Origin of the sequence: Vogesella sp. LIG4 (genome assembly GCF_900090205.1) — a bacterium.
GTDB lineage: Bacteria > Pseudomonadota > Gammaproteobacteria > Burkholderiales > Chromobacteriaceae > Vogesella.
Genome location: NZ_LT607802.1, coordinates 554,558 through 575,873 on the forward strand (window position 1 = coordinate 554,558; position 21,316 = coordinate 575,873).

At 58.9% G+C, this 21,316-nt stretch carries 17 protein-coding genes; 14 read left to right on the top strand and 3 right to left on the bottom strand.

Annotation, left to right across the window (positions count from 1 at the left end):
* Positions 1–2: 2 nt before the first annotated feature.
* The 3 genes from icmH to tssJ all read right to left on the bottom strand — a co-directional run bounded on the left by icmH (position 3) and on the right by tssJ (position 2,664).
* Complete coding sequence (gene icmH, locus PSELUDRAFT_RS02595) at positions 3–707, bottom strand: type IVB secretion system protein IcmH/DotU (RefSeq protein ID WP_088965372.1); 705 nt, start codon at positions 705–707, stop codon at positions 3–5.
* A 7-nt stretch (positions 708–714) separates the two neighbouring features.
* On the bottom strand, positions 715–2,061 hold the full coding sequence (gene tssK, locus PSELUDRAFT_RS02600; protein ID WP_088968360.1) for a type VI secretion system baseplate subunit TssK: 1,347 nt from the start codon (positions 2,059–2,061) through the stop codon (positions 715–717).
* 66 nt (positions 2,062–2,127) lie between these two features.
* A complete protein-coding gene (tssJ, locus tag PSELUDRAFT_RS02605) occupies positions 2,128–2,664 on the bottom strand; it encodes a type VI secretion system lipoprotein TssJ (protein WP_088965373.1) in 537 nt (178 codons plus the stop codon).
* Between the two features lie 164 nt (positions 2,665–2,828).
* On the opposite strand from tssJ, the gene PSELUDRAFT_RS02610 reads away from it, so the two are divergent.
* The 14 genes from PSELUDRAFT_RS02610 to PSELUDRAFT_RS19195 all read left to right on the top strand — a co-directional run bounded on the left by PSELUDRAFT_RS02610 (position 2,829) and on the right by PSELUDRAFT_RS19195 (position 20,898).
* Complete coding sequence (locus tag PSELUDRAFT_RS02610; protein ID WP_231895290.1) at positions 2,829–3,701, top strand: M15 family metallopeptidase; 873 nt, start codon at positions 2,829–2,831, stop codon at positions 3,699–3,701.
* 8 nt (positions 3,702–3,709) lie between these two features.
* Positions 3,710–7,687, top strand: a complete 3,978-nt coding sequence (gene tssM, locus PSELUDRAFT_RS02615; RefSeq protein WP_231895291.1) for a type VI secretion system membrane subunit TssM — start codon at positions 3,710–3,712, stop codon at positions 7,685–7,687.
* Between the two features lie 14 nt (positions 7,688–7,701).
* Complete coding sequence (tagF, locus tag PSELUDRAFT_RS02620) at positions 7,702–8,721, top strand: type VI secretion system-associated protein TagF (RefSeq protein WP_088965375.1); 1,020 nt, start codon at positions 7,702–7,704, stop codon at positions 8,719–8,721.
* Between the two features lie 43 nt (positions 8,722–8,764).
* Positions 8,765–9,277, top strand: coding sequence for a type VI secretion system contractile sheath small subunit (gene tssB / locus PSELUDRAFT_RS02625; RefSeq protein WP_088965376.1), 513 nt, complete (start codon positions 8,765–8,767; stop codon positions 9,275–9,277).
* 3 nt (positions 9,278–9,280) lie between these two features.
* A complete protein-coding gene (gene tssC / locus PSELUDRAFT_RS02630) occupies positions 9,281–10,765 on the top strand; it encodes a type VI secretion system contractile sheath large subunit (RefSeq protein WP_088965377.1) in 1,485 nt (494 codons plus the stop codon).
* 95 nt (positions 10,766–10,860) lie between these two features.
* The gene (locus PSELUDRAFT_RS02635) at positions 10,861–11,358 is read left to right on the top strand and encodes a type VI secretion system tube protein Hcp (protein WP_088965378.1); all 498 of its coding nucleotides are present in this window, start codon (positions 10,861–10,863) and stop codon (positions 11,356–11,358) included.
* 61 nt (positions 11,359–11,419) lie between these two features.
* Entirely contained in the window at positions 11,420–11,905 is a 486-nt protein-coding gene (locus PSELUDRAFT_RS02640; protein WP_088965379.1) for an OmpA family protein, read from the top strand.
* A 12-nt stretch (positions 11,906–11,917) separates the two neighbouring features.
* A complete protein-coding gene (locus PSELUDRAFT_RS02645; RefSeq protein WP_088965380.1) occupies positions 11,918–14,725 on the top strand; it encodes a type VI secretion system Vgr family protein in 2,808 nt (935 codons plus the stop codon).
* 2 nt (positions 14,726–14,727) lie between these two features.
* The gene (locus tag PSELUDRAFT_RS02650; RefSeq protein ID WP_197693927.1) at positions 14,728–15,765 is read left to right on the top strand and encodes a hypothetical protein; all 1,038 of its coding nucleotides are present in this window, start codon (positions 14,728–14,730) and stop codon (positions 15,763–15,765) included.
* 4 nt (positions 15,766–15,769) lie between these two features.
* The gene (locus PSELUDRAFT_RS02655) at positions 15,770–16,675 is read left to right on the top strand and encodes a hypothetical protein (protein ID WP_088965381.1); all 906 of its coding nucleotides are present in this window, start codon (positions 15,770–15,772) and stop codon (positions 16,673–16,675) included.
* Between the two features lie 303 nt (positions 16,676–16,978).
* Positions 16,979–17,896 (top strand): hypothetical protein, encoded by a 918-nt coding sequence (locus PSELUDRAFT_RS19185; RefSeq protein ID WP_157724996.1) that lies wholly within the window; start codon positions 16,979–16,981, stop codon positions 17,894–17,896.
* A gap of 102 nt (positions 17,897–17,998) precedes the next feature.
* Positions 17,999–19,012, top strand: a complete 1,014-nt coding sequence (locus PSELUDRAFT_RS02665) for a hypothetical protein (RefSeq protein ID WP_088965383.1) — start codon at positions 17,999–18,001, stop codon at positions 19,010–19,012.
* Between the two features lie 594 nt (positions 19,013–19,606).
* Positions 19,607–20,032: a hypothetical protein gene (locus tag PSELUDRAFT_RS19190; protein ID WP_157724997.1), complete on the top strand. Its 426-nt coding sequence runs from the start codon at positions 19,607–19,609 to the stop codon at positions 20,030–20,032.
* Between the two features lie 353 nt (positions 20,033–20,385).
* Positions 20,386–20,898, top strand: a complete 513-nt coding sequence (locus tag PSELUDRAFT_RS19195) for a hypothetical protein (RefSeq protein WP_157724998.1) — start codon at positions 20,386–20,388, stop codon at positions 20,896–20,898.
* Positions 20,899–21,316: the final 418 nt, after the last annotated feature.

Sequence of the window (21,316 nt, forward strand, 5' to 3'; positions counted from 1 at the left end):
GTCTAGATGCCGAACAGCGTGTGCAGCTGGCGGCCCAGCAGCCAGTGGTAGGTGCCCCAGATGGCGGCGGCGGCCAGTGCCAGCAGTGCAAAGTACAGCCACAGCGGCAGTTCGTGGCGCACAAAGGCCTTGAAGCGCTGCGGCAGCTGCCAGTTGGGGGCGAAGTCAGCCTTGCCGCCGCGCACCTGCTGGATCTCCTGCCCCAGTTTGTGGGTGAGGTAGCCCAGCTTTTCGCTGCCCTCCAGCAGGTAGCGGCCCTGGAAGCCCAGCAACAGGCAGGTGTAGTACACCTCCAGCTCTTCAATGTACTTGGCAGGGTCCAGCCGTAGTTGCTCCAGGCGATTGAAGAAGCCTTCACCGGCCAGGTGCTCGCCGAACAGGCGCAGTTGCAGCGGCATGCGCTCCCATTCGTCGCGCAGTGCGAATTCGGACGCCAGCACGATTTCGTCCAGCAGTGCACAGAAGGCGTACTTGGCCTGGCCGATGGCATCCGGCGTTTTGCCGAAGTTGCGGGCATTGCGTTCGTACTGCTGCAGGAACTGGTCGATACGGCGGTTGAATTCCACGCTGCTGCCCGGCGTGTTGCCGTCTTTCAGCAGGAACAGCAGGTAGACGCCGTCTTCCAGCATTTCACGCAGGCTGGGGCCACTGGCGGCGACGGCGATGGTGGCGGTTTGCTCGGCGGGGGTAGCGGCTGCTTGACTCATGTTGGCCTCAACGGAAAACGGCGATCAGTTCCAGGTTCACCCCGGACAGGGTTTGCGGCACATAGATGCAGATGCTGCGCGATTGCAGCATGCGGGCGAAAATCTCGCCCTGCGGTTGCAACGCAAAGTAGTGGTTACCCACCCGTACCGGCATGGCGGACGGGGTCTGGGCGGCATGGCTCAGTGCCACGCCGCGCATGGCGGAGTTGAGGATTTTTTCCACGTCGTCCGGCGCGCCGATCTTGAACTTGAGCGGCACGTTGTCCAGGATCTGGGCCGCCGGCTGCTCGCTTTGCACCGACAGGTAGAAATCGACGTTGTCGAGGAAGCGGTCGCTCTCCAGCCGGCCGATGAAAAAAGACGCCTTGGGCGAATGCAGCGGGATGACGGCGTAGCGCGCCGATATCACCGTTTCCAGCAGCTCGCGTATCTGCAGGTCCAGTGTGGAGAACACCTGGTGCAGGTCTTCGTGCTGATAGGCCGGGATGTCAGCCAGTGCGTAACGGGTGGAGAAGGTCTGCAACTCGCCGCAGAACTCGGCCAGCGCCATGTACAGCTCCTCCGGGTGCAGCGGGCTGCTCAGCGACAGGTGACGCAGGCGGGCGAAGTTGCGGTTGACGCTATGCAGCAGCCAGAACGCGGAAATATCGCTGGCGCCATACTCCATCACGCTGCGCGCCTTTTCGCGCTGCGCGCCGGCCAGCGCCTGGCTTTTCACCAGCAGGATGTCCAGCAGGCGGCGCAGCAACTGCGGCAGCTTGCCGGCGGCGGTAATGCCCAGCAGTGGCGGCAGGTAGTCATCTGCCAGCTGCCACTGGCCGGTAGCGTCCTTCTGCAAGCGACACAGCGCGATCGCTTCGTAGCCGTCGCGGTTTTCTTCCTCGAACATCAGCCGCACGTCCGGCTCCAGCACGGCGACATCGGCTGGCAGCGCCTGGGTGTAGAGGTCGGCCAGTTCGCTGCTGCCGCCCAGGTAGCGGCACGGCCGTCCTGCCGCTTCGCCGTTGCGGGTGTTGCCGCCGTAGGGCTGCATATCGGCCAGGCAGGCATACAGCGTGGTAGTCACACCCAGCTGCGGCACGGCAGCCAGATCCCGCGACAAGGGCAGCGGCGCCGACTGCGGCGCCTGGAAGCAGCTGCCATCACGGAACAGCAGGCCCAGCGCATCCACGCGCACCATGCCGCCCTTGAGCGCCTGTTCATCCAGGCTCAGTTGCTGCACACCCCAGGCATGCCGGCTCAGCAGTTGCTGGCGCAGCACGGCATCCTGTTCAAGAAACAGCGATTGCTGCTGAAAGTGCTGCGGGCGCAGGAACATCCCCTCGCCCCACAGTACGCGTTTGGCTGCTTGCATCGTCACATCCATCACAACGGCCTTGCGGCCAACTATTCAATCCACCACGACTAAGTGGCACTCCACCTAGCGGCAATCCACCTGCTGCGTGGCCGGCTGGCCCGGCATCGGCCTGGCCGGCGGTATCAGTGCGCGCAGGTAGCAATCCTCGGCACGGAACAACAGACCCACGCGCCGCACATCGTCGGCCTTGTACAGCAGCCGCCAGAACTGGCGATCCGGCTGGCGGAACATGCCCACCAGGCCGATATAGGTGGCCTCCGGCGCCACCGTGAGCCCGCCTATCGCTGCCTTGGCACCGGGCAGCAGTGTCATCTCCTGCGAGGACAGCAGATCCGGCGCCAGCAGGTCCTTGTCCGACTTGCCTGCCATCAGCGCTTCCATGGTCAGGCGGTTGAAGGCCTGGTCCGACTTCAGCTGATAGACACGCACCACCATGGATAGCGGCTTGCCATGTACGTCCTTGTTCAGCATGGCGGCCGCCTCGCCACCAACCATTACCGGGGCATTGCCGGCACAGCCGGCAAGCAGCAAAAGCGGCAGCAGACAGCTGGCGGCCAGCAGCCAGCCAGGCAAGCGGCCGCGGAGGGTGGGCAACAGCATTTGAGTGGTCACCTCTGGAAAACATGCCAAAGTCGTATCATAATTGAAAAGCATTTTTTCTACAAAGAACGATAAAAATCGTAATTTTTATAGAAATGTTAAAAATCAAAAATTGCATTACAAAGTCATTGCTATAGGTTGAGCAAAAAATGTGGTCTGCAACTATGGCGCTATACCTGGCACCAGGCATCTGCCTATTGCTGGTCGCCCTTATCGCCTGGATAGGCATTAGATATTTCAGAAGAAATTCCTTTGAAATTGAAGAGCCTATCGTAAAAACCGACGATACAAGCAATGGACAGCCGGTGCTGAGCAGTGTGCCGCCCGCCCCGGCCACCAGCACCCCACAGCCGGCAGGCAGCACTCATCAAACGTCAATAAAAACCATAAAAAAGTACTTTGTCATTGCAAGAATGCCACTTGCATCGCTATCTTTGGCAGCAATTTCTGTAGCAATGGCATTGCATTTAAGCAGCAGGCATGAATCGTCAGAATTCATCCCCAAGGAATACTCGCACAGCTCCAGGATCAAGCTCACGCTGCAGGAAGAGCAGCTGGTGCCACCTCCGCCACTGCCGCCGGAAGCCTTCCGCGATGCCATCAACGAGCAGCCGCGCCTGAGCGGGGCGGACCGTGACTGGAGCAGGCTGGACCCGGCCTTTGTGCAAACCGTGCTTCGCGTGATGGCCAAGATGGAAGCCCGTGGCTTTCCCATGACGCTGCTGGAGGGCTACCGCAGTGCGGCGCGGCAGGATGCGTTGGCAGGACAGGCCACGCTGGTCACCAAGGCCAAGGGCGGTCAGAGCAAACACCAGTACGGTCTGGCGGTGGATCTGGCACCGGTGCGCAACGGCAAGGTGGTGATTTCGGAGCGCGACCCGTGGGCCATGCAGGCCTATGTCGCGCTGGGAGAAGAAGCCGGTGCCGCCTCGCTGACCTGGGGTGGCAACTGGAGCTTCAAGGATTACGGGCACATCGAGCGCAGCGGCTCGTTGAAGCAGTTGCTGTCGGCAAACAACAAACCAACAGGAAGGTGAACGCGGTGGTGAAAAAGGGTTGGCGTCAACATGCCAAGATAGCGTCGGCGATCGGGTTTCTGATCGTAATCGCGCTGGTATGGTTTCTCGGGGAATGGATGGGGCTGGCGACGATGGAAGCGCGTCTTGGCTGCATCATCGCCATCATGCTGCTGTGGGTGGTCAGCCTGCTGATCGGCCAACTGCTTGCCCGCCGTGCCAGCGGCCTGCTGGAAAGAATGCTGCGCCAGCAGGCGGACGATGCCGTCATCCACGCCGGCTCGGAAAAACGCGCCGAGGTCACCCTGCTGCGCCAGCGCCTGCTGGGAGCCATCGACACGCTGAAAAAGTCCAAGCTGGGCAACAACGGTGGCGGTGCGGCGCTGTACGAGTTGCCCTGGTACATGATCATCGGCCACCCGGCTGCCGGCAAAAGCTCCGCCATCCTGCAGTCCGGCCTGACCTTCCCGTTCAGCGACAAGAGCGGTATCCAGGGCGTGGGCGGTACCCGCAACTGCGACTGGTTCTTCTCCACCGAAGGCGTGCTGCTCGATACCGCCGGCCGCTACGCCACGCAGAGCGAGGACCGCGGCGAGTGGCTGGCCTTCCTCAAGCTGCTGAAAAAACACCGGCCGAAAGCGCCGGTCAACGGCATTCTGGTGGCGATCAGCCTGCCGGAACTGGCGCAGCATCACAGCGAAGGCTTTGCCCTCTACGTACGCCAGGTGCGCGAGCGTATCCACGAAGTCTGCAGTACCTTCGGCCTGCACGTGCCGATCTACCTGGTATTCACCAAGCTGGACTTGCTGGGCGGTTTCTCCGAATTCTTCCAGGATTTGCCGGAAACCGAACGCGACCGCGTGTGGGGTAGCACGCTCACTGCCAACCAGGGCAATGGTTTCGACGCCGGCAACGTGGCCAGCCAGCAGTTTGAACTGCTGTACCGCGGCCTGGTGCAGGCGGGCGAGGAGAAACTGCTGCAATACCGTGGCGACCAGGTACGCCCGGCCCACTTCGCCTTCCCCATCGAGTTTCATGGCCTGAAAGAGGCGGTGACCAAGTTCATCACCCTGCTGTACGAGGAAGACCCCTACCACGCCCGCCCGCTGCTGCGTGGTTTCTACTTCACCAGCGCCCTGCAGGAAGGCACGCCGCGCATCGTGGCCGCTGGCCGCGTGCAGGGGCAGTTCGACCTGGCGCCGTCGCAGCGCGACAAGCAGCAGGTACCGGCGTCCTACAGCTTTTTCCTGGGCGACCTGTTCCGCAAGGTGCTATTCCCGGACCAGCACCTGATTTCCCGCCAGAGCGCGCACGGCGGCAGCCGCTGGCGCCTGGCGGCCATGGCAGTGGGCGTGTTGAGCCTGTGTTCGCTGGCCGGGCTGTGGAGCTGGTCCTACATCGGCAACCAGCAGCTGCTGGCGGAAATCAGCAAGGAGCGTGCCGATGCGCGCAAGCTGGCCGGTTCGGGCCAGCTGTATGACCGCCTGCGCGCGCTACAGCAGATGCAGACCCGCCTGGAACAGCTGCAAGCCTATCGCCAGAACGGTGCGCCGTGGCAGATCGGTGTTGGCCTGTACCAGGGCAACGAGCTGGAAACCGCACTGCGCAACGAGTACTTCGCCGGCGTCAAATCGCTAATGCTTGCCCCTATCCAGCGCAACCTGGAAACCACGCTGCTGGCACTGGATCAGACCCCGCAAGCCAGCCCGGCACCGGCAGCGCCAACGCCTGCGGTAAAAGCCAAGCCCGCCACGCCACCTGCCGCAACACCGGCCAAGCCACGCACCAAGCCGCGTCCGCATGCACCAGGCCAGTCCTTGCCCGACATCCAGATCGGCGCACTGGACGATGGCCTGCGCGCCCGCCCGGTAGCGCTTGCGGCCAACGATTACAGCGCCCGCCAGGCTGCCTGGTGGCGCCATGCAGCCCATCCGGTAGCCACCAGCTGGCAGGCAGATGGCTACGCGCTGCGACCGGCCAGCTGGAACCCGGCGGCGGCGCAGAGCAAGGCGCAGCAAGTGGTAACCGACACCATGGGTGCCAGCCGCAACCTGCCGGCCGGCAGCAGCACGCCAAGCAACCCGCAAGGTACTGCCGCGCCGGCTGCGGCCCCCAAAGCGCCGCAGCTGGACGCCAGCTACAACGCGCTGAAAACCTATCTGATGCTGTACCAGCCGCAACGCATGGAGCCGGCCCATCTGGCTGACCAGCTGCCGCGCTACTGGCGCCCCTACCTGGAAGCGCAGCGTGGTCAGTACAGCAACGACGAAGTGATGGCGGTAGCCGAAAAACTGCTGGCGTTCTACATCAGCCAGATCAAGTCGCCGGACCTGCCACTGATCTCGCCCAACCTGCGCGTGGTCACCCAGGCGCGTGACGTGCTGCGCGGCTCCTTCAAGCGCATGTCGGCAGAGGAACGGGTGTTCAACGAGATCCGAGCCCGCGCCAACACCCGCTACGCCCCACTGACCGTGGCCCGCATCCTGAACAACCGCGACCTCGACATCATGGCCGGCAGCCAGATGGTGGAAGGCGCCTTTACCCGCGAAGCCTGGGATCAGTACGTCAAGGGCGCCATCAGCGAGGCCAGCAAGGGCGAGATTCGCAGCGACGACTGGGTGCTGGCCGCCAGCAGCCAGGACAATCTGGGCAAGGATGGCGACGGCGAGAAGAACCGCGCGGCGCTGGAAACCATGTACCGCGCAGCCTACAGCGCCAGCTGGAAGAAATTCCTGCAGGGCGTCACCGTACGCGACTTCACCTCCCCGGCGCAGGCCGCCTCGGCCATTACCCGGCTGGCCGACCGCGAAAGCTCGCCGATCAAGCTGATCCTGACGCGTGCCACCACCGAAACCGCCTGGGACAACCCATCCGAACTCAACCGCTCGCTGGAAAACGCCAAGCAATCGGTACTGGAGAAGACCGCCAGCCTGCTCACCGGCGGCGGCAGCACTGACACCAAGAACAACGGCAAGCAGTATGGCGAGGTGGGGCAACAGTTCGCCGGCGTAGCCCTGCTGGTAAAGGGCGACAATGCACCGCTCAATGGCTACCTCGACCAGCTGGCCAAGCTCAAGGCCAAGCTCGGCGCCATTGCCAGCACCGATGAGCCGGGCGCGCTGGCCCGCTCCACGCTGCAGGCCACTTTCAACAACAGCGGCTCCGAACTGGCCGACAGCATAGGCTACGTCGACAACGCGCTGCTGGCGCAAAGCACGCCGGACACCGCCAGCATGGTGCGCCCGATGCTGGTACGCCCGCTGAGCGGCGCCTACAGCGCCCTGCTCGGCCCGGTAAGCACCGACATCAACCAGGCCTGGGCTGCCGAGGTACTGCCGCAGTGGCGCCAGCTGGCGGCCAAGTATCCGTTCAGCGATTCCGGCAGCACTGCCTCCATCGCCGAGATCAACCGCTTCCTGAAAGCCAATGACGGCACGCTGGATCGCTTCATCAACAAATACCTGGCCGGCCTGGTGCAAAAGCGCGGTGATGAACTGGTGCCGCGCGCCTGGGGCGAACTGGGCATCAAGTTCAACCCGGCCTTCCTCAGCAGCGTCAGCAGCCTGAACGCCCTGGCCAGCGGCCAGCTGCAGGATGGCGACGGCCTGCGCTTCGAGCTGCAGCCGCAGCCCACCCCCGGCCTGTCCGAGATCGTGTTCGACATCGACGGCCAGGAGCTGCGCTACCGCAATGGCCCACAAGCCTGGCAGCCATTCACCTGGAGCGGCAACGGCCAGGGCTCGGGCGCACGTATCCAGGTGCTCAGCTACAACGGCGCCAGCAGCGTGGTGGCCAACTACGCCGGTGGCATGGGGCTGATGCGCCTGCTGGCCAGCGCCAAGGTTGTGCAGGACGGGCCGGACGGCACCGTGCTGGCCTGGCCGCTGCGCAAGGCGGAAGGCGAGGCCCAGACCGTACGCATCACCTTCCGGGTACTCAGCGGCGTAAACCCGCTGCAGCTGACCCGCCTCAACAAACTGACGTTGCCCGAGCGCGTGACGTTGTAACCGGGAATGACGCCTTGAGCTTCACTTTCAAACGCCCCCAGGAAGTCGCCGCCTCGTACTGCATCTTCGGCAAGCTGCCGCGGCGCGCCGACTTCATCCGCATCAACGCCACTCACCCGGCGGCGGCGCAGCTGGATCAGCTGCTGGCCGACAGCATCAACCTGCTGTCGACAGATGCCGATGCCGTGGCCCGCTACCGCGCCATGCCCGGCTCCTGCTTCGTGCTGCGCAGCCGCGACCGCGCCTGGCTGTCGCTGGGCGTGATCCAGCCCAGCCACGACGAAAGCGGTCGCAATTTCCCGCTGATCGCCGCCACCCAGCTGCCAGCCGCGCTGACGCTGCCGCCACTGGCGGTACTACTGCTGGCCGGCGAGCTGTTCTTCACCGGCCTGAAGGAACAACTGACCAGCGCCATCGACAACTCGGTGGAAATGCTGGCCTGCCGCCAGTTCCTGGAGGCGCAGTCGCTGTTCGGCGCCGCCTCCAGCGATGACGTGGCGCTGGCCGAGCAGCTGCTGGGCCACCACCTGGCCACCACCGCGGCACAGCAACTGGACAGCCTGCTTGCCCGCCTGCAGGGGCAATCGCTGGAAGCCACCCTGCTGGCCTTCATCTTCCACAGCCAGATGCAGCGCCGCTTCCACGACAGCCTGTGCGCGCAGACCTACCTGCTGCCACTGCCAGCCGCCGACGGCGAGGACATGTTGGCCGCAGCCACCTGGCTATCGCTATACCAGGCCGCCGCCGGCGCGCAGAACGCCGACGATGCGCAGTGCCTGCTGATCAACCGCCCGGAGGGCCGCTTCCTGGCACTGCAGCCACACTCGCCGGACGCGCACATCGTGGCGCAGTGCTGGGGCGAGCCGCTGAACGCGCGCTACGTAGTGGACATCGCCGACGAACAGGCGCCATGGCGCCGCCACCAGTCCTATGCCGAGGCCAGCTACATCCTGGGCCGCCGTCTGAACGACCCCGGCCTCAACCTCGCGCAGTTGCGCGACCTGGTCGCCAGCCTTGCCCGCAGCATCGCCTGACACCGTTCAACCCTGACAGACCGTCTTTTTCGAGAGCCATACCATGAGCAAAGAAAGCACCCAGAAAAAACTGTCGCGGGTTCGCCCGCCCCGCGTGCAGATCACCTACGACGTCGAAATCGGCGACGCCATCGAAACCAAAGAACTGCCCTTCGTGCTGGGCGTGCTGGGCGACTACTCCGGCCACAGCAAGAACCCGCTGCCCAAGATGAAAGAGCGCAAGTTCGTGCAGATCGACCGCGACAACTTCGACGAAGTGCTCAAGGGCATGGCGCCGCGCCTGGCCATCAAGGTGGACAACAAGCTGCAGGAAGACGGCAGCCAGCTGGCCATGGAGCTGAACTTCAACCAGCTGGCCGACTTCGAGCCGCAGAACGTGGTGGCCCAGGTCGAGCCGCTCAAGCGCCTGCTGGACGCCCGCACCCGCCTGGCCGACCTGCGCAACAAGCTGGCCGGCAACGACAAGCTGGAAGAGCTGCTGGATGAAGTGGTGCGCGACACCGAGAAGCTGCGCCAGATCAGCCAGTCCGCCAACAGCGAAAAAACCGGGGAGTAAACCATGAGCAGCACACAACAACTGCAAGCTGCGGCCAACCCTGCGGCGCTGGACGCCGGCAGCCTGCTGGACAGCATCATCGAGCAGAGCCGCATCGCCACCAACGACAGCGAAAAAGGCCACACCCGCGACCTGATCGGCGAGCTGGTGGCCCAGGTGCTGGAAGGCAGCGTAACGGTATCGCGCGACCTGTCCGCCAGCATCGACGCCCGCATCGCCGAGCTGGATGCCCTGCTGTCCGCCCAGCTCAACGAAGTGATGCATCACGCCGAGTTCCAGAAACTGGAAGCCTCCTGGCGCGGCCTGAAATACCTGGTGGCCGAGTCGGAAACCAGCACCATGCTGAAGATCAAGGTGCTCAACGCCAGCAAGAAGGACCTGGTCAAGGACTTCAAGGCCTCGCCGGAATTCGACCAGAGCGCCCTGTTCAAGAAGATCTATGAGGAAGAATACGGCACCTTCGGCGGTGCCCCGTACGCCGCACTGGTGGGTGACTACGAATTCACCCGCCATCCGGAAGACTTCTACCTGCTGGACGAACTGTCCCACGTTGCCGCTTCGGCGCATGCCCCGCTGATCACCGCGGCCGGCGCCGGCCTGTTCGGCCTGGAAAGCTTCACCGACATCGGTAAGCCACGCGACCTGGCCAAGATCTTCGACACCGTCGAATACGCCAAGTGGAAGTCGTTCCGCGAATCGGAAGACTCCCGCTACGTGGGCATGGTGCTGCCGCACGTGCTGGGCCGCTTGCCCTACGGCCGCGACAACGTGCCGGTGGAAGCCTTCGACTTCGAGGAAAACGTCGATGGCAGCCACCACGGCAAGTACCTGTGGACCAATGCCGCCTACGCCTACGCTGCCCGCCTCACCGAAGCCTTCTCCCAATTCGGCTGGCTGGCCGCCATCCGTGGCGTGGAAGGCGGCGGCCTGGTGGAAGGCCTGCCGGCTCACACCTTCAAGACTGACGACGGTGAAGTGGCACTGAAGTGCCCTACCGAAGTGGCCATCACCGACCGCACCGAGAAACTGCTGTCCGACCTGGGCCTGATCTCGCTGGTGCACTGCAAGAACACCGACTACGCCGCCTTCTTCAGCGGCCAGTCGGTGCAGAAGGCCAAGACCTACAACACCGATGCGGCCAACGCCAACGCGCGCCTGTCCACCCAGCTGCCCTACATCTTCGCGGTATCCCGCATTGCGCATTACATGAAATCCATCATGCGCGACAAGATCGGCAGCTTTGCCTCGCGCCAGAACGTGCAGGACTTCCTTAACACCTGGCTGGCGCAATACGTCCTGCTGGATGACTCCGCCAGCCAGGAAGCCAAAGCCAAGTACCCGCTGCGCGAAGCCCGCGTGGACGTGGTGGAAGTGCCGGGCAAGCCTGGCGTCTACCGCGCCGCAGCCTTCCTGCGCCCGCACTTCCAGCTGGACGAACTCACCATTTCCCTGCGTTTGGTTGCCGAGCTGCCGCAGCCGGCAGGCTAAGCCTTTCGCCCGCCGCGGCGGCACTCCATGCCGCTGCGACCCGGGCATGTGTTGAGGAAGCCCCGCTTCCTTTTTGAAATCCTAAGGAGAACCTCATGGCATTTGACGCCTTTCTGAAAATCGACGGCATTCCTGGCGAAAGCACCGATGACCAGCACAAGGACTGGATCGAGATCCAATCCTTTTCCCACCTGATCGAACAGCCGGCCCAGGCTACCGCCAGCTCCGCCGGCGGCGCCACCGCCGAACGTGTCAACCACGGCGTGTACGAAATCGCCCACTTCCTGGACAAGGCCAGCCCGAAGATCTACGAAGCGTGCTGCACCGGCAAGCACATCAAGGATGTCACCATCGAGCTGTGCCGCGCCGGCGGTGACAAGGTGAAGTACATGGAAATCAAGATGGAACAAGTCCTGATCTCCAAGGTTGAGCCGAGCGGCTCCGCCAACGACGCCGGCTTCCCGGCAGAGAAGGTGAGCTTCAGCTACGGCAAGATCAAGTGGACCTACACCCAGCAGAAACGTGCCGACGGCGCCGGTGGCGGTAACGTCAGCGCCGGTTGGGACCTGACTGCCAACAAAGTAATCGCCTAAGCCGTATTGACGGCCGGCGCCGTGGCCCAGCCACGGTGCCGGCCTTGTAAGGAGTACCCCCATGCTCTACCAATTGACTGCCCTGGCTGCCTGCAGCGTGCTGCTGACTGGCTGTGCCAACGTCCAGAAACCTGTCACCCCGCCCGTCGATCCCGCCGTTGTACAGGCACAGGAAAGCAAGGCCATCGTCGTGAAAGTGGCCACCGGTGTGGAACAGGCCACCGCCAAAGTGGTGGAAACCACCGGCAACAAGAGCGTTGTCAGCGACCCCACCCTGGTGCCGTTCGACAAGATGAGCGCCAAGCTCACCCCGAGTACCGAACAACAAGTGCGCGCCCTGGCCCCTGCGCTGGTCATCGCCAAACAGATCACCGTCACCGGCTACTGCGACCGCCGCGAAGTGGGTAACGCCCCCGCCGCCGCCAAGGCCCGTGCCGAAACCGTCAAGAAACTGCTGGTGGAAAACGGCATTGCGGCCAACCGCATCGTCACCAAGATCGATACCCAGCAGCGGCTGCATGCCGTCCGCGTCACCTTCAACGGCTAAGCCTCGCTCACCATGAATCTCCCCGACCTGCTCGCCAGCTTCGCGTCCGCTTTCAACCAGGACCAGCGCCTGCTCACCCTGCAACTGGGCGACGGCAAACGCTGGGGCCAGGCGCTGCTGCCGCTGAGCCTCAGCGGCGAGGAGGCGCTGGCCGGCGACTACCGCTTCCGCGTCGAGTGCCTGTCGCCGAATGACGGTATCGAACTGAAGACGCTGCTGGGTTCGCCGGTGCGGCTCGGCATTGCCGGTGCCGACGGCAGCGAGAGCCTCCGCTGTGGCGTGGTCAGCGCAGCCGAGGCGCTGGGTAGCGATGGCGGCTTCGCCAGGTACGCGCTGACCGTCGAGCCGCCGTTCGCGCTGCTGCGCCTGCGGCAGACCTCGCGGGTGTTTCAGGACTTGTCGGTGGAGGCCATCGTGCGGCAGATCTTTGCCGAGCACGCGGCGGCCAACCCGGGGTTCGCCGCCGGCCAGGCGCTGGATTTCGTGCTGGCCGCCGCGCTGCCGGCGCGCAGCTACTGCCTGCAGTATCGCGAATCCGATCACGACTTCATCTGCCGCCTGCTATGCGAGGAAGGCCTGAGCTGGCGCTACGAGCATCTGGATGGCGACACGCCGCAGGTCAAGCTGGTGGCCTTCGACGACCCGTACAGCCTGCCTGCGGCCAACCTTAGCCGGGTGCGCTTCCACCGCAGCGATGCGACAGAAGAAGAGGACGGCCTCACCCGCTGGGACGGCGCGCGGCAGATCGTGCCCGGCAGCGTGGCGCTGGCGACGTTCGACTACCAGCCGGTGGCCACCGGCCACAGCGGTGACGAATCGGCGCTGGATCAGGGCCTGGACGGCAGCCGGCTGCAGTCCAGCCTCAGCCATTACGACGCCCCCGGCGCCTACTACGCCAGCGACGCCGAGCAGCTCAGCCACTACGCGCGGCTGCGGCAGCAGGCGCACGATGCGCAGGCCAAGACTTTCAGTGGCAGCGGCGCGGTGCGCGGCCTCGGCGCCGGGCAGTGGTTCCGCCTCGATGGGCACCCGGCACACGATGGCGATGGTGCCGAGCAGCGCGAATTCGTGCTCACCCGCCAGCGCCTTACCGTGCGCAACAACCTGCCGGCCGAGCTGGCGCGCAGCCTGCCAGCCGCCTTGCGGCCAACGTTGGCCGCAAGCGGCGATGACAGCGACGCGCCGTTCCGCAGCGAGTTCGACGCCCAGCGCCGCGGCCTGCCGCTCACCCCGGCCTACGCCGGCTCCGCCCACGCCAAACCCAGCGCCCGCGGTGCGCAGACCGCCACCGTAGTCGGCCCCGCCAATGAGGAAGTGCACACCGACGCGCAGGGCCGCATCAAGGTGCAGTTCCACTGGCAGCGGCCAGACGAGCATCCGGAAATCGGCGCCAACCTCGACGACCGTTCCAGCTGCTGGCTGCGCGTCGCCATGCCCTCCGCCGGCGCCGCTTGGGGCCACCAGTTCATTCCGCGCATCGGCCAGGAAGTGCTGGTCGATTTCATCGAAGGCGATATCGACCGGCCGGTGATCACCGGCGTGCTGTACAACGGCAGCCACCCACCACCGGCGTTCAGCGGTGCCGGCAACCTGCCGGGCAACAAGACGCTGTCCGGCATCAAATCCAAGGAACATCAAGGCGGCCAGTACAACGAGCTACTGTTCGACGACAGCCCGGGCGAGGTGCGGGCCAAGTTGTCCTCCGAACACGGCCAGACCCAGCTCAACCAGGGCTACCTCACCCATCCCCGGGCTGACGGCAAGGCCACCCCACGCGGCGAGGGCTTCGAACTGCGCACCGACCGCCACGGGGCGATCCGCGCCGGGCACGGCCTGCTGCTCAGCACCGAAGCGCAAGCCGGTGCCGGCGGCAAACAACTGGCGCGCGACGGCGCCCAGCAGCAACTCGACGCCGCGCTCAGCCTGGCGCAATCCCTCGCCGACACCGCCACGGCGCAGCTGGCCGATACGCAGGAAACCGGGCCGGAGGAAATCAAGCCCGACAACAGCAAAGGGGCGAAGAAAACCGACGGCCACCTGCAACACCACGCCGCCGCCTTGAAGGCCTGGGAGGCCGGCAGCAACACCGATAAAGACGGCAAGACCGCCACCAAAGGCGAGGGATTGGCTCAAGCCGGCCAGCAGCCGCTAATGATCCTCAGCGCACCGGCCGGCCTCGCCGCGACGACTGACAACGCCCTGACGTTGGCCGCAGGCAGCAATATCGACCAGGTGGCGCAGCGCGACCTCAACCAGACCTCGGGTCGGCGCTGGCTGCACAACGTCGGCCAGCACATCAGCCTGTTCGTGGCCGGGGTGAAGGACGCGGTGAGCCTCAAGCTGATTGCGGCCAAGGGCAAGGTGCAGCTGCAGGCGCAAAGCGACGCGATGGAGCTGACGGCGGATAAGGACCTCACCATCACCTCCTGCAAGGGCAAGGTGGTAATCAGCGCCAAACAGGACATCCTGCTCACCAGCGGCGGCGGCTACATCAAGCTGTCCGGCGGCAACATCGACATCCACTGCCCCGCCACGGTGAGCGTGAAGGGGGCGGAGCATGGGTTGAGTGGGCCGGCGAGCATTGGGGTGAACATGAAGGGCTTTCCTAGCGCTGAGCGATACGACGAAAAATTTCAGGTAGTAGGCCCTGATGGAAAGCCATTAAAAGGGTTGGTATTGGCGGTCAATGATGGCCAACAACAGTTGCTGCACCGGATCAAGCCAGATGGCAGCAATCAGCGTATTCACACCGCGTCCCCTACTGCTTTGAATGCCGAATTGGCCTGGTATGAAATCCTTCCTCCGGAAGAGGAACAATAAGTATGGCCACAAGCAACCTGAAAAACTCTAGCACGACCAATACCCAAGAAGGATCAGTCTGTCGACTTGATGCGAAGTGCGACACTATGTGGTCACTAGCACAGCAATTTGCCTACACACGACTATCTGAAACGCCAAATTTTATAGAAAGGCAATTTTTAAAGCCAGGAGTAAAACTATTGCCTGGACGATCCATCTTCAAAGACTACGCACAACGCGCCCGTGCCATTTCTGCCACCTATGCACGCTTCTATCTTGAACTTGAGGAGCATGGCTTACCAAAGAAAAAAGGGCGTTATTACTGGATGGCACTCGGCGCTTTCGCGAGTAAGACGGTTGCCTGCACTCTGGATCTGATTCGTGTCGATGCAGGAAAATATCTACCAGTTGTTCATCCGGATTTTGACGATGGCTATGTACGCGATGGGCTGGGCAAGGGCAATTTCTGGCTGTTCCAGGACATTGCCCCCACCCACTGGTATCACAACTACAGCCCTGACACATTCGAGCAATGCCTGGATACGCGCGGAGAGAATGGTTGCCATCAAGCGGTTATCGACAACCTGAAACGGCTACCGTGGGCAGATACAGCTTTGCCCACGCTGAAATATCTGCCGATTTCTGGCTTCATCAAGAGTGCGTTTGCCACGATCAAGGATATTGAGACTGCAGAAACACCTGCTGATCGCGCAAAGGCACAGCTTTCCCATTTGATCGCTATCGCAAAACATGAGCAGGGGGTGATCCTGCAGCCATTGATGTATGACGACCCCAAATTTGCCAAGTGGGTACAGCGCCAGCGTGGCTGGCTGAGCTGGGCGTCTCCCAATCTGGAACTGGTGTTTACCCATGCTTGCGAGACGGATGACCCCAAACTCAAGTCGGTGGCGCCGAAGGATACCATTTTGGAAAATTTTGATAGCCGAATGATTTGGATCACCAGTGCTGCCAATGACTTTCATCGGTTAATGCAAACGCAAACGAGCACTATGGAAAAAGAACTAAAAATCATGGCAGGCTGGTATGTCAGCAAGGATTAAACGCATGCTCAAGTGGTTCATCATGTTGGCGGGCATTACCGTCATCGCAATCGTTTTTCTTACATTCAGTAATAAGGATGCCAAGGCTATGGCTCAGGACAATGCTTTCCCATCGCAGGTCAAAGTTGCATTTGGACAGTCCGGAGCCAGTCTGGAACAGCAGTATGGAGACTTGACCAGTGCCAACAAGAAAAATTTCGGATTGAATTTTTACTATATCAATGCAGACAGCCGTGGCAAAACCATGCGGGCCATTATCAAAACTGGCACATTGGAAACAGTGATCCCACAGGCCACGCTGATTAATGCAGCAGAAGATAGGGACAGGAAGGTTGGCATAAACAATTTATTAATCACAGCCAAAGTAAAAGAAGGCGGCATGCAACCCCACCCCATTGCCCATCAGTACGTCCTGAACTTGATCCAGAGTCTGCGTAAAACCGGGTGGCGATACTATATTTCCGAGACAAAACCACGCCTAAAAGGAAAGGCTGCTCTCGACTATTTCACACAGAACAATATCGACCCAGATTACCCGCTGTCGTTTGAGCAATGGATGGCATTACCAGCACCATTGACGTGGGAGTTTTATGCCGATCATACCTACCTCACCCTGCAAGTGGACCGCGATGTCAACCATCTGGACCCAGCCAAACCCGGAGCCTACTTCATCAGTCTAACCTTTACCCCCCGCGAAGAAACCGAGCGGCTGGGAGTGGACGAGAAAGATCGCGACCACTGGCGGGACACCTGGGTGAAACGCAATCTGGCCTTTCGCGCCTTACGCAATATCAAGGAAGCCAAACTGCGCGCACAAGGTGTTCCGATTGATACCGACTACAAAGACCCACCGTTACCGCCGCCGCCTGCTGGACAGCAGAACCCGGTGATTCCGGATGCGTTGAAGTAAGCAGTGAAGTTAGCAGCGTACAGACACAGCATCTGCTGTACGACGACTCCATGCTTACAAAGTCAGTGCAACACCAGCATAGCTGAATGGCTGGTTTTCACCTGATTTGGAACTGATGTTTACCCATGCCAGCCAGCTAGACAGATGACCCAGAAATTAAATCGGCAGCACCGGCAAGGGCAGTATTGGAAAACTATAAAAGCCGAATGGACTGGATCATTCAGGCTGCCAAACAATTTCATAATCTGATGCAAACACGAACTGAATTCATGGAGTCAGAACTGAAAATCATGGCAGGTTGGTATGTCAGCAAAGATTAAGATCAAGTGGCTCGTTCTTGCGGCAAGCCTTACTGCGACAGCAATCGCCCTCCTCTCCCTCAACAAGGATGCTACGGCCATGAGCCAGACACCCGTTTTTCCACCAAAAATAGAAATTGCGCTTGGGCAATCTGGCGAAAACTTTGAAAAACAATATGGCGCCTTGGTTAAAGCCAATAGAAAAAATGTCGGCCTGAATTTTTTAACCATTGACGCCAACCGCCATGGCACCAGCGTGACTGTCGTTGTTAAAACAGGCTCGTTGATAACATCTATTCCCAGCGCGATGAGCATCATGGCAACAGAAGATCGAGATCGAAAGGTTGGTTTCACCAATTTATCAATCAGTTCAGAAGTTAATCGTGATGATTTCGTCCCCCACCCCATCGCCCATCAATACGTACTGAGCTTGATACAAAACCTACGTAAGACTGGGTGGCGCTACTATATTTCCGAAACAAAACCACGACTAAAAGGGAAGGCGGCTCTCGAATATTTCAAACAGGACAATATCGACCCAGATTACCCACTGTCGTTTGAACAATGGATGGCATTACCAGCACCATTGACGTGGGAGTTTTATGCCGATCATACCTACCTCACCCTGCAAGTGGACCGCGATGTCAACCATCTGGACCCAGCCAAACCCGGAGCCTACTTCATCAGTCTAACCTTTACCCCCCGCGAAGAAACCGAGCGGCTGGGAGTGGACGAGAAAGATCGCGACCACTGGCGGGACACCTGGGTGAAACGCAATCTGGCATTTCGCGCCTTACGCAATATCAAGGAAGCCAAACTGCGCGCACAAGGTGTCCCGATTGATACCGACTACAAAGACCCACCGTTACCGCCGCCGCCTGCTGGACAGCAGAACCCGGTGATTCCGGATGCGTTGAAGTAAGCGGGGGGATTCAGCCGCGTACAAATGTACACATCTGTTGTACGACGACTTGGACTGCCCCGGCTCCTGTAAGCATTGCCTGCCCTGTGATTTGGATAAGCAATGAGAGACATCAACCGTGAAGCGTGGTTTCTGAACTACGTCACCTCCATTCCCTACTACGAAGCTTGCGCTCAGGCGACCGAAGACTTTGCGGACCTGTTCAACCGCCTGTTGACCAAGCACGACGGCCACGGCATTGGCAATCTGGATGGTTGGGTATCACGCTATCTGAACCATGCTGAAGAAATCCGTCGTCGCATCGAGTTTGTGCGCTATGGCGACTACATGCCGATGTATGGCCAGCTGTCAGATACCAACCGCAACTTCAGAGGCTTGGCAGAACAAAACATATACGGTTGGCGTACTCCTGCAGAAGACCGTGCGTGGAATATGACTCTTGAGCACATGTCCCGCCTGTGCGGCGTGGGCGCGCAGGCATTGGGCAATGTCTATTGGCGGGGGAAGTTGTGGGGGGATAACCAAACCAATTGTGCAGGGAGGAATGAGAGTTTTTCCAAAGGTGCCTCTGATGCGCTGGACTTCTGGCAGGCTCACGGCTTGATCCCAGTCCCAGAGCAATATCCAAAATATGAGGTTGACTACTCACTCAGCTGCAAAACGGGCGAGATCTGCCCGCGCAATGGCGTGTGGGTGCCTCAGCAAGTGCTGAACGAAGGACTGGAGCATCTGCATCTTGAGTTTGTTCAGCAAGGGCGGCTAATGCACCCACTATTCCGCTTTCATCTGGAGAAATATTTACCAGAATACGCGCGTGTTTTTGCTGAAATGGACGGTGTGCCTGTAAGTGAAAAGGATTATGTGGAAGACGCTGTCAGTGTTCCCGAAGAAGCCGTTTGGCACCCATTGGTATTGGTAAGTGATCCTATTAGCAAACCGATGCAGCGTGGCCGCATTGTGGCCAAGCAGCCTTGCCCACGCACAGGCTATTGGTGGACTCTGGCGCGGGAGGATAGTCGTCGACGCTTCTCCCAAGGCGAGGTGATGCCAGATTTTGCGGGCTCTCGTTATGGAGCGACAATCTGGTACTGGGATGAGGATCAAAAAGATCAGTGAAGTGCAAAGACACAGCCTTGACTCTGACCAATGTGTATTTATTGCACATTGCCTCTGTGGACTGCCCCGGCCCCTGCAGTCGTAAAGAAACAGAAAATGGAAAACACTGGCAAAGTAAAAAACAACAACATTACCACACCTTAAAAACCAACAATATCGCACCCTAAAATCACATGAAGACCACCAAAAAGAACGTTAAAAAGTTATTGCCTTAGCATTTGCCATTTCGCCATTAATATTTCTATTATATTGGCTTGGGGTTTGGCCCTTCATTAGAACAGTCAAAATCATAAAAACTTCTTCAACTCACTAAGGGCTAATTGTCGAGTTTACTCCTTCTTGGGAAGTTAAAGCGCCAGCATTTTTTGCAGTTTCGACTCCGATAAAGGGCGCCATTACACGGAATCAAACGAAACCGTTGGATATGGTGGACCTGACACGGTCCAATCAAATGGAAAACTATGACTGTTGAGGTGATTTTTGGAAAAAACGAATGGCGAGACATGTCAGCCAAGGAGTTCGATTATTGGCTAGCAAAAAACACAAAAATTTATTGTTGGTTATATCAATTTAATTTTTTCTCTATAGCGCCTGATGAATTTTCATTTTCCATTACGAAATAATTCCAAAATATCAAACAAAACAACAATAGCCATTATTGTTATTGCATTGCTAATAATATATTGGCAAAACTACCCAACAAGAGTAATTGACGTAACCGTTATAAATAACAAACAAGTCATTTTATTCAAAAAAACATGTAAATTTGAATCCATATACCTAACAACAGAAAACGGCAAAGACATCTCCGAAGCAATATTTTCCAAAATTCCTGGAGAAGGTGTGATTTTCAGAAAAAACACATATATAAAATTTGAAAAATTACTAAATTACAACCCAGAAGACAACAAGACATACGAACTCTCATCAATAACTGAGTGCGGTGAATACCCTATATATCGCAAATTTTTAAAATTCAAAAAATCTGGCAATGAATTTGAAATAATTAAATTTAACTAAAAGCCATACCAAAGAAATTAATACTGACAGTTAAAACAATCCACCATTGCAATGGTAAAGATTAGCCACAACCAGAAAAAAGCATCAACAATGATCTAGGGTCGACTCGTATGTGGACTAAGTCGGTAACTATCCACTAACAGCCCGACAGGCATTTCGAAACTGACCACGAACTGAAGAAACCATTAACTATGCTCCAACTCCACCAGCACAATGCTTTCTACTAGAACGTTACACCTAGCTGGAATACATCGGCACGCTACCCGGCACGTGGCCCGAGGTCATCCGTCGAACAGAGCAGGTGTTCGGCGACCATGTGTGCATGGGTTCGCCGATTTTTGAAGGGGTAGTGTATGGCCTGGATTTTGGGTATCTTGGCTGTGCTGGTGGTTCTATTGCTGACTTTACATCGTAGCGGTGAGAAGCTTCTACAGCAGGAACAAGACACACTTCAAGCAGAACGATATTTTATGGACCGTCCCATCGCGCAAGCCATAAGTGCCCTGGGGACACGTTATAAAAAGCAGCTCACGGCTTGGGACCGTACTTTTTACTCTTGGGGATATGGCCGCAGCAGGGTAACGCTAATTGTTAACAAGCAGAATATCGTTTGTGATTACGTGCCTGCACACTTGCCGGAGGATGCACCAATTTGGATACCGCAACATCAACCGGAACTACTTCTTGGGAAAACTATCGATGAGGTAGTTAAGCTTATTGGCAATTTTGACCTAGATGGCCACTGGGATTTTGGCCTGTTTCAATATGAATGGCACCTTGATGATGGCCGCAAAGTATCACTGTGGTTTCGCCATAGCCGCTGTGAAGAAGTGAAAATTCATGCCCCAGGTGAGCGCACTTGGTAGTGGGGCATAAGGGTATCAGATGAAGAAAATAGCCACCATCTTTGCACTACTCATTATGCTGGCTGTCGCAATAAACAACATACCACAGAAAGAACTAGCTTCTGTGGAAAAATCAACAATAAATTAATTATATTATTCAAAGAAAATTGTAAATATAGTGCAATGTCACTAAATGACATAAATAATAAATATATCTCTGAAGTGGTTTTTTCAGGAAACCCAGGCAATGGCCCCATACTCAAGAAAAACACCTACCTTGATATTTCAAAAGTATTTTGATACAAACTTCAAGAAAACACAGAGTATCAATTAGCCCTATCAACGGACTGTTTGGGCAATCAACAAATACCTGTTTATAGAATAAAATTTAACACCTGAGAATTGACACGAATAATAAACAGCCCCCAAATATCAGGAC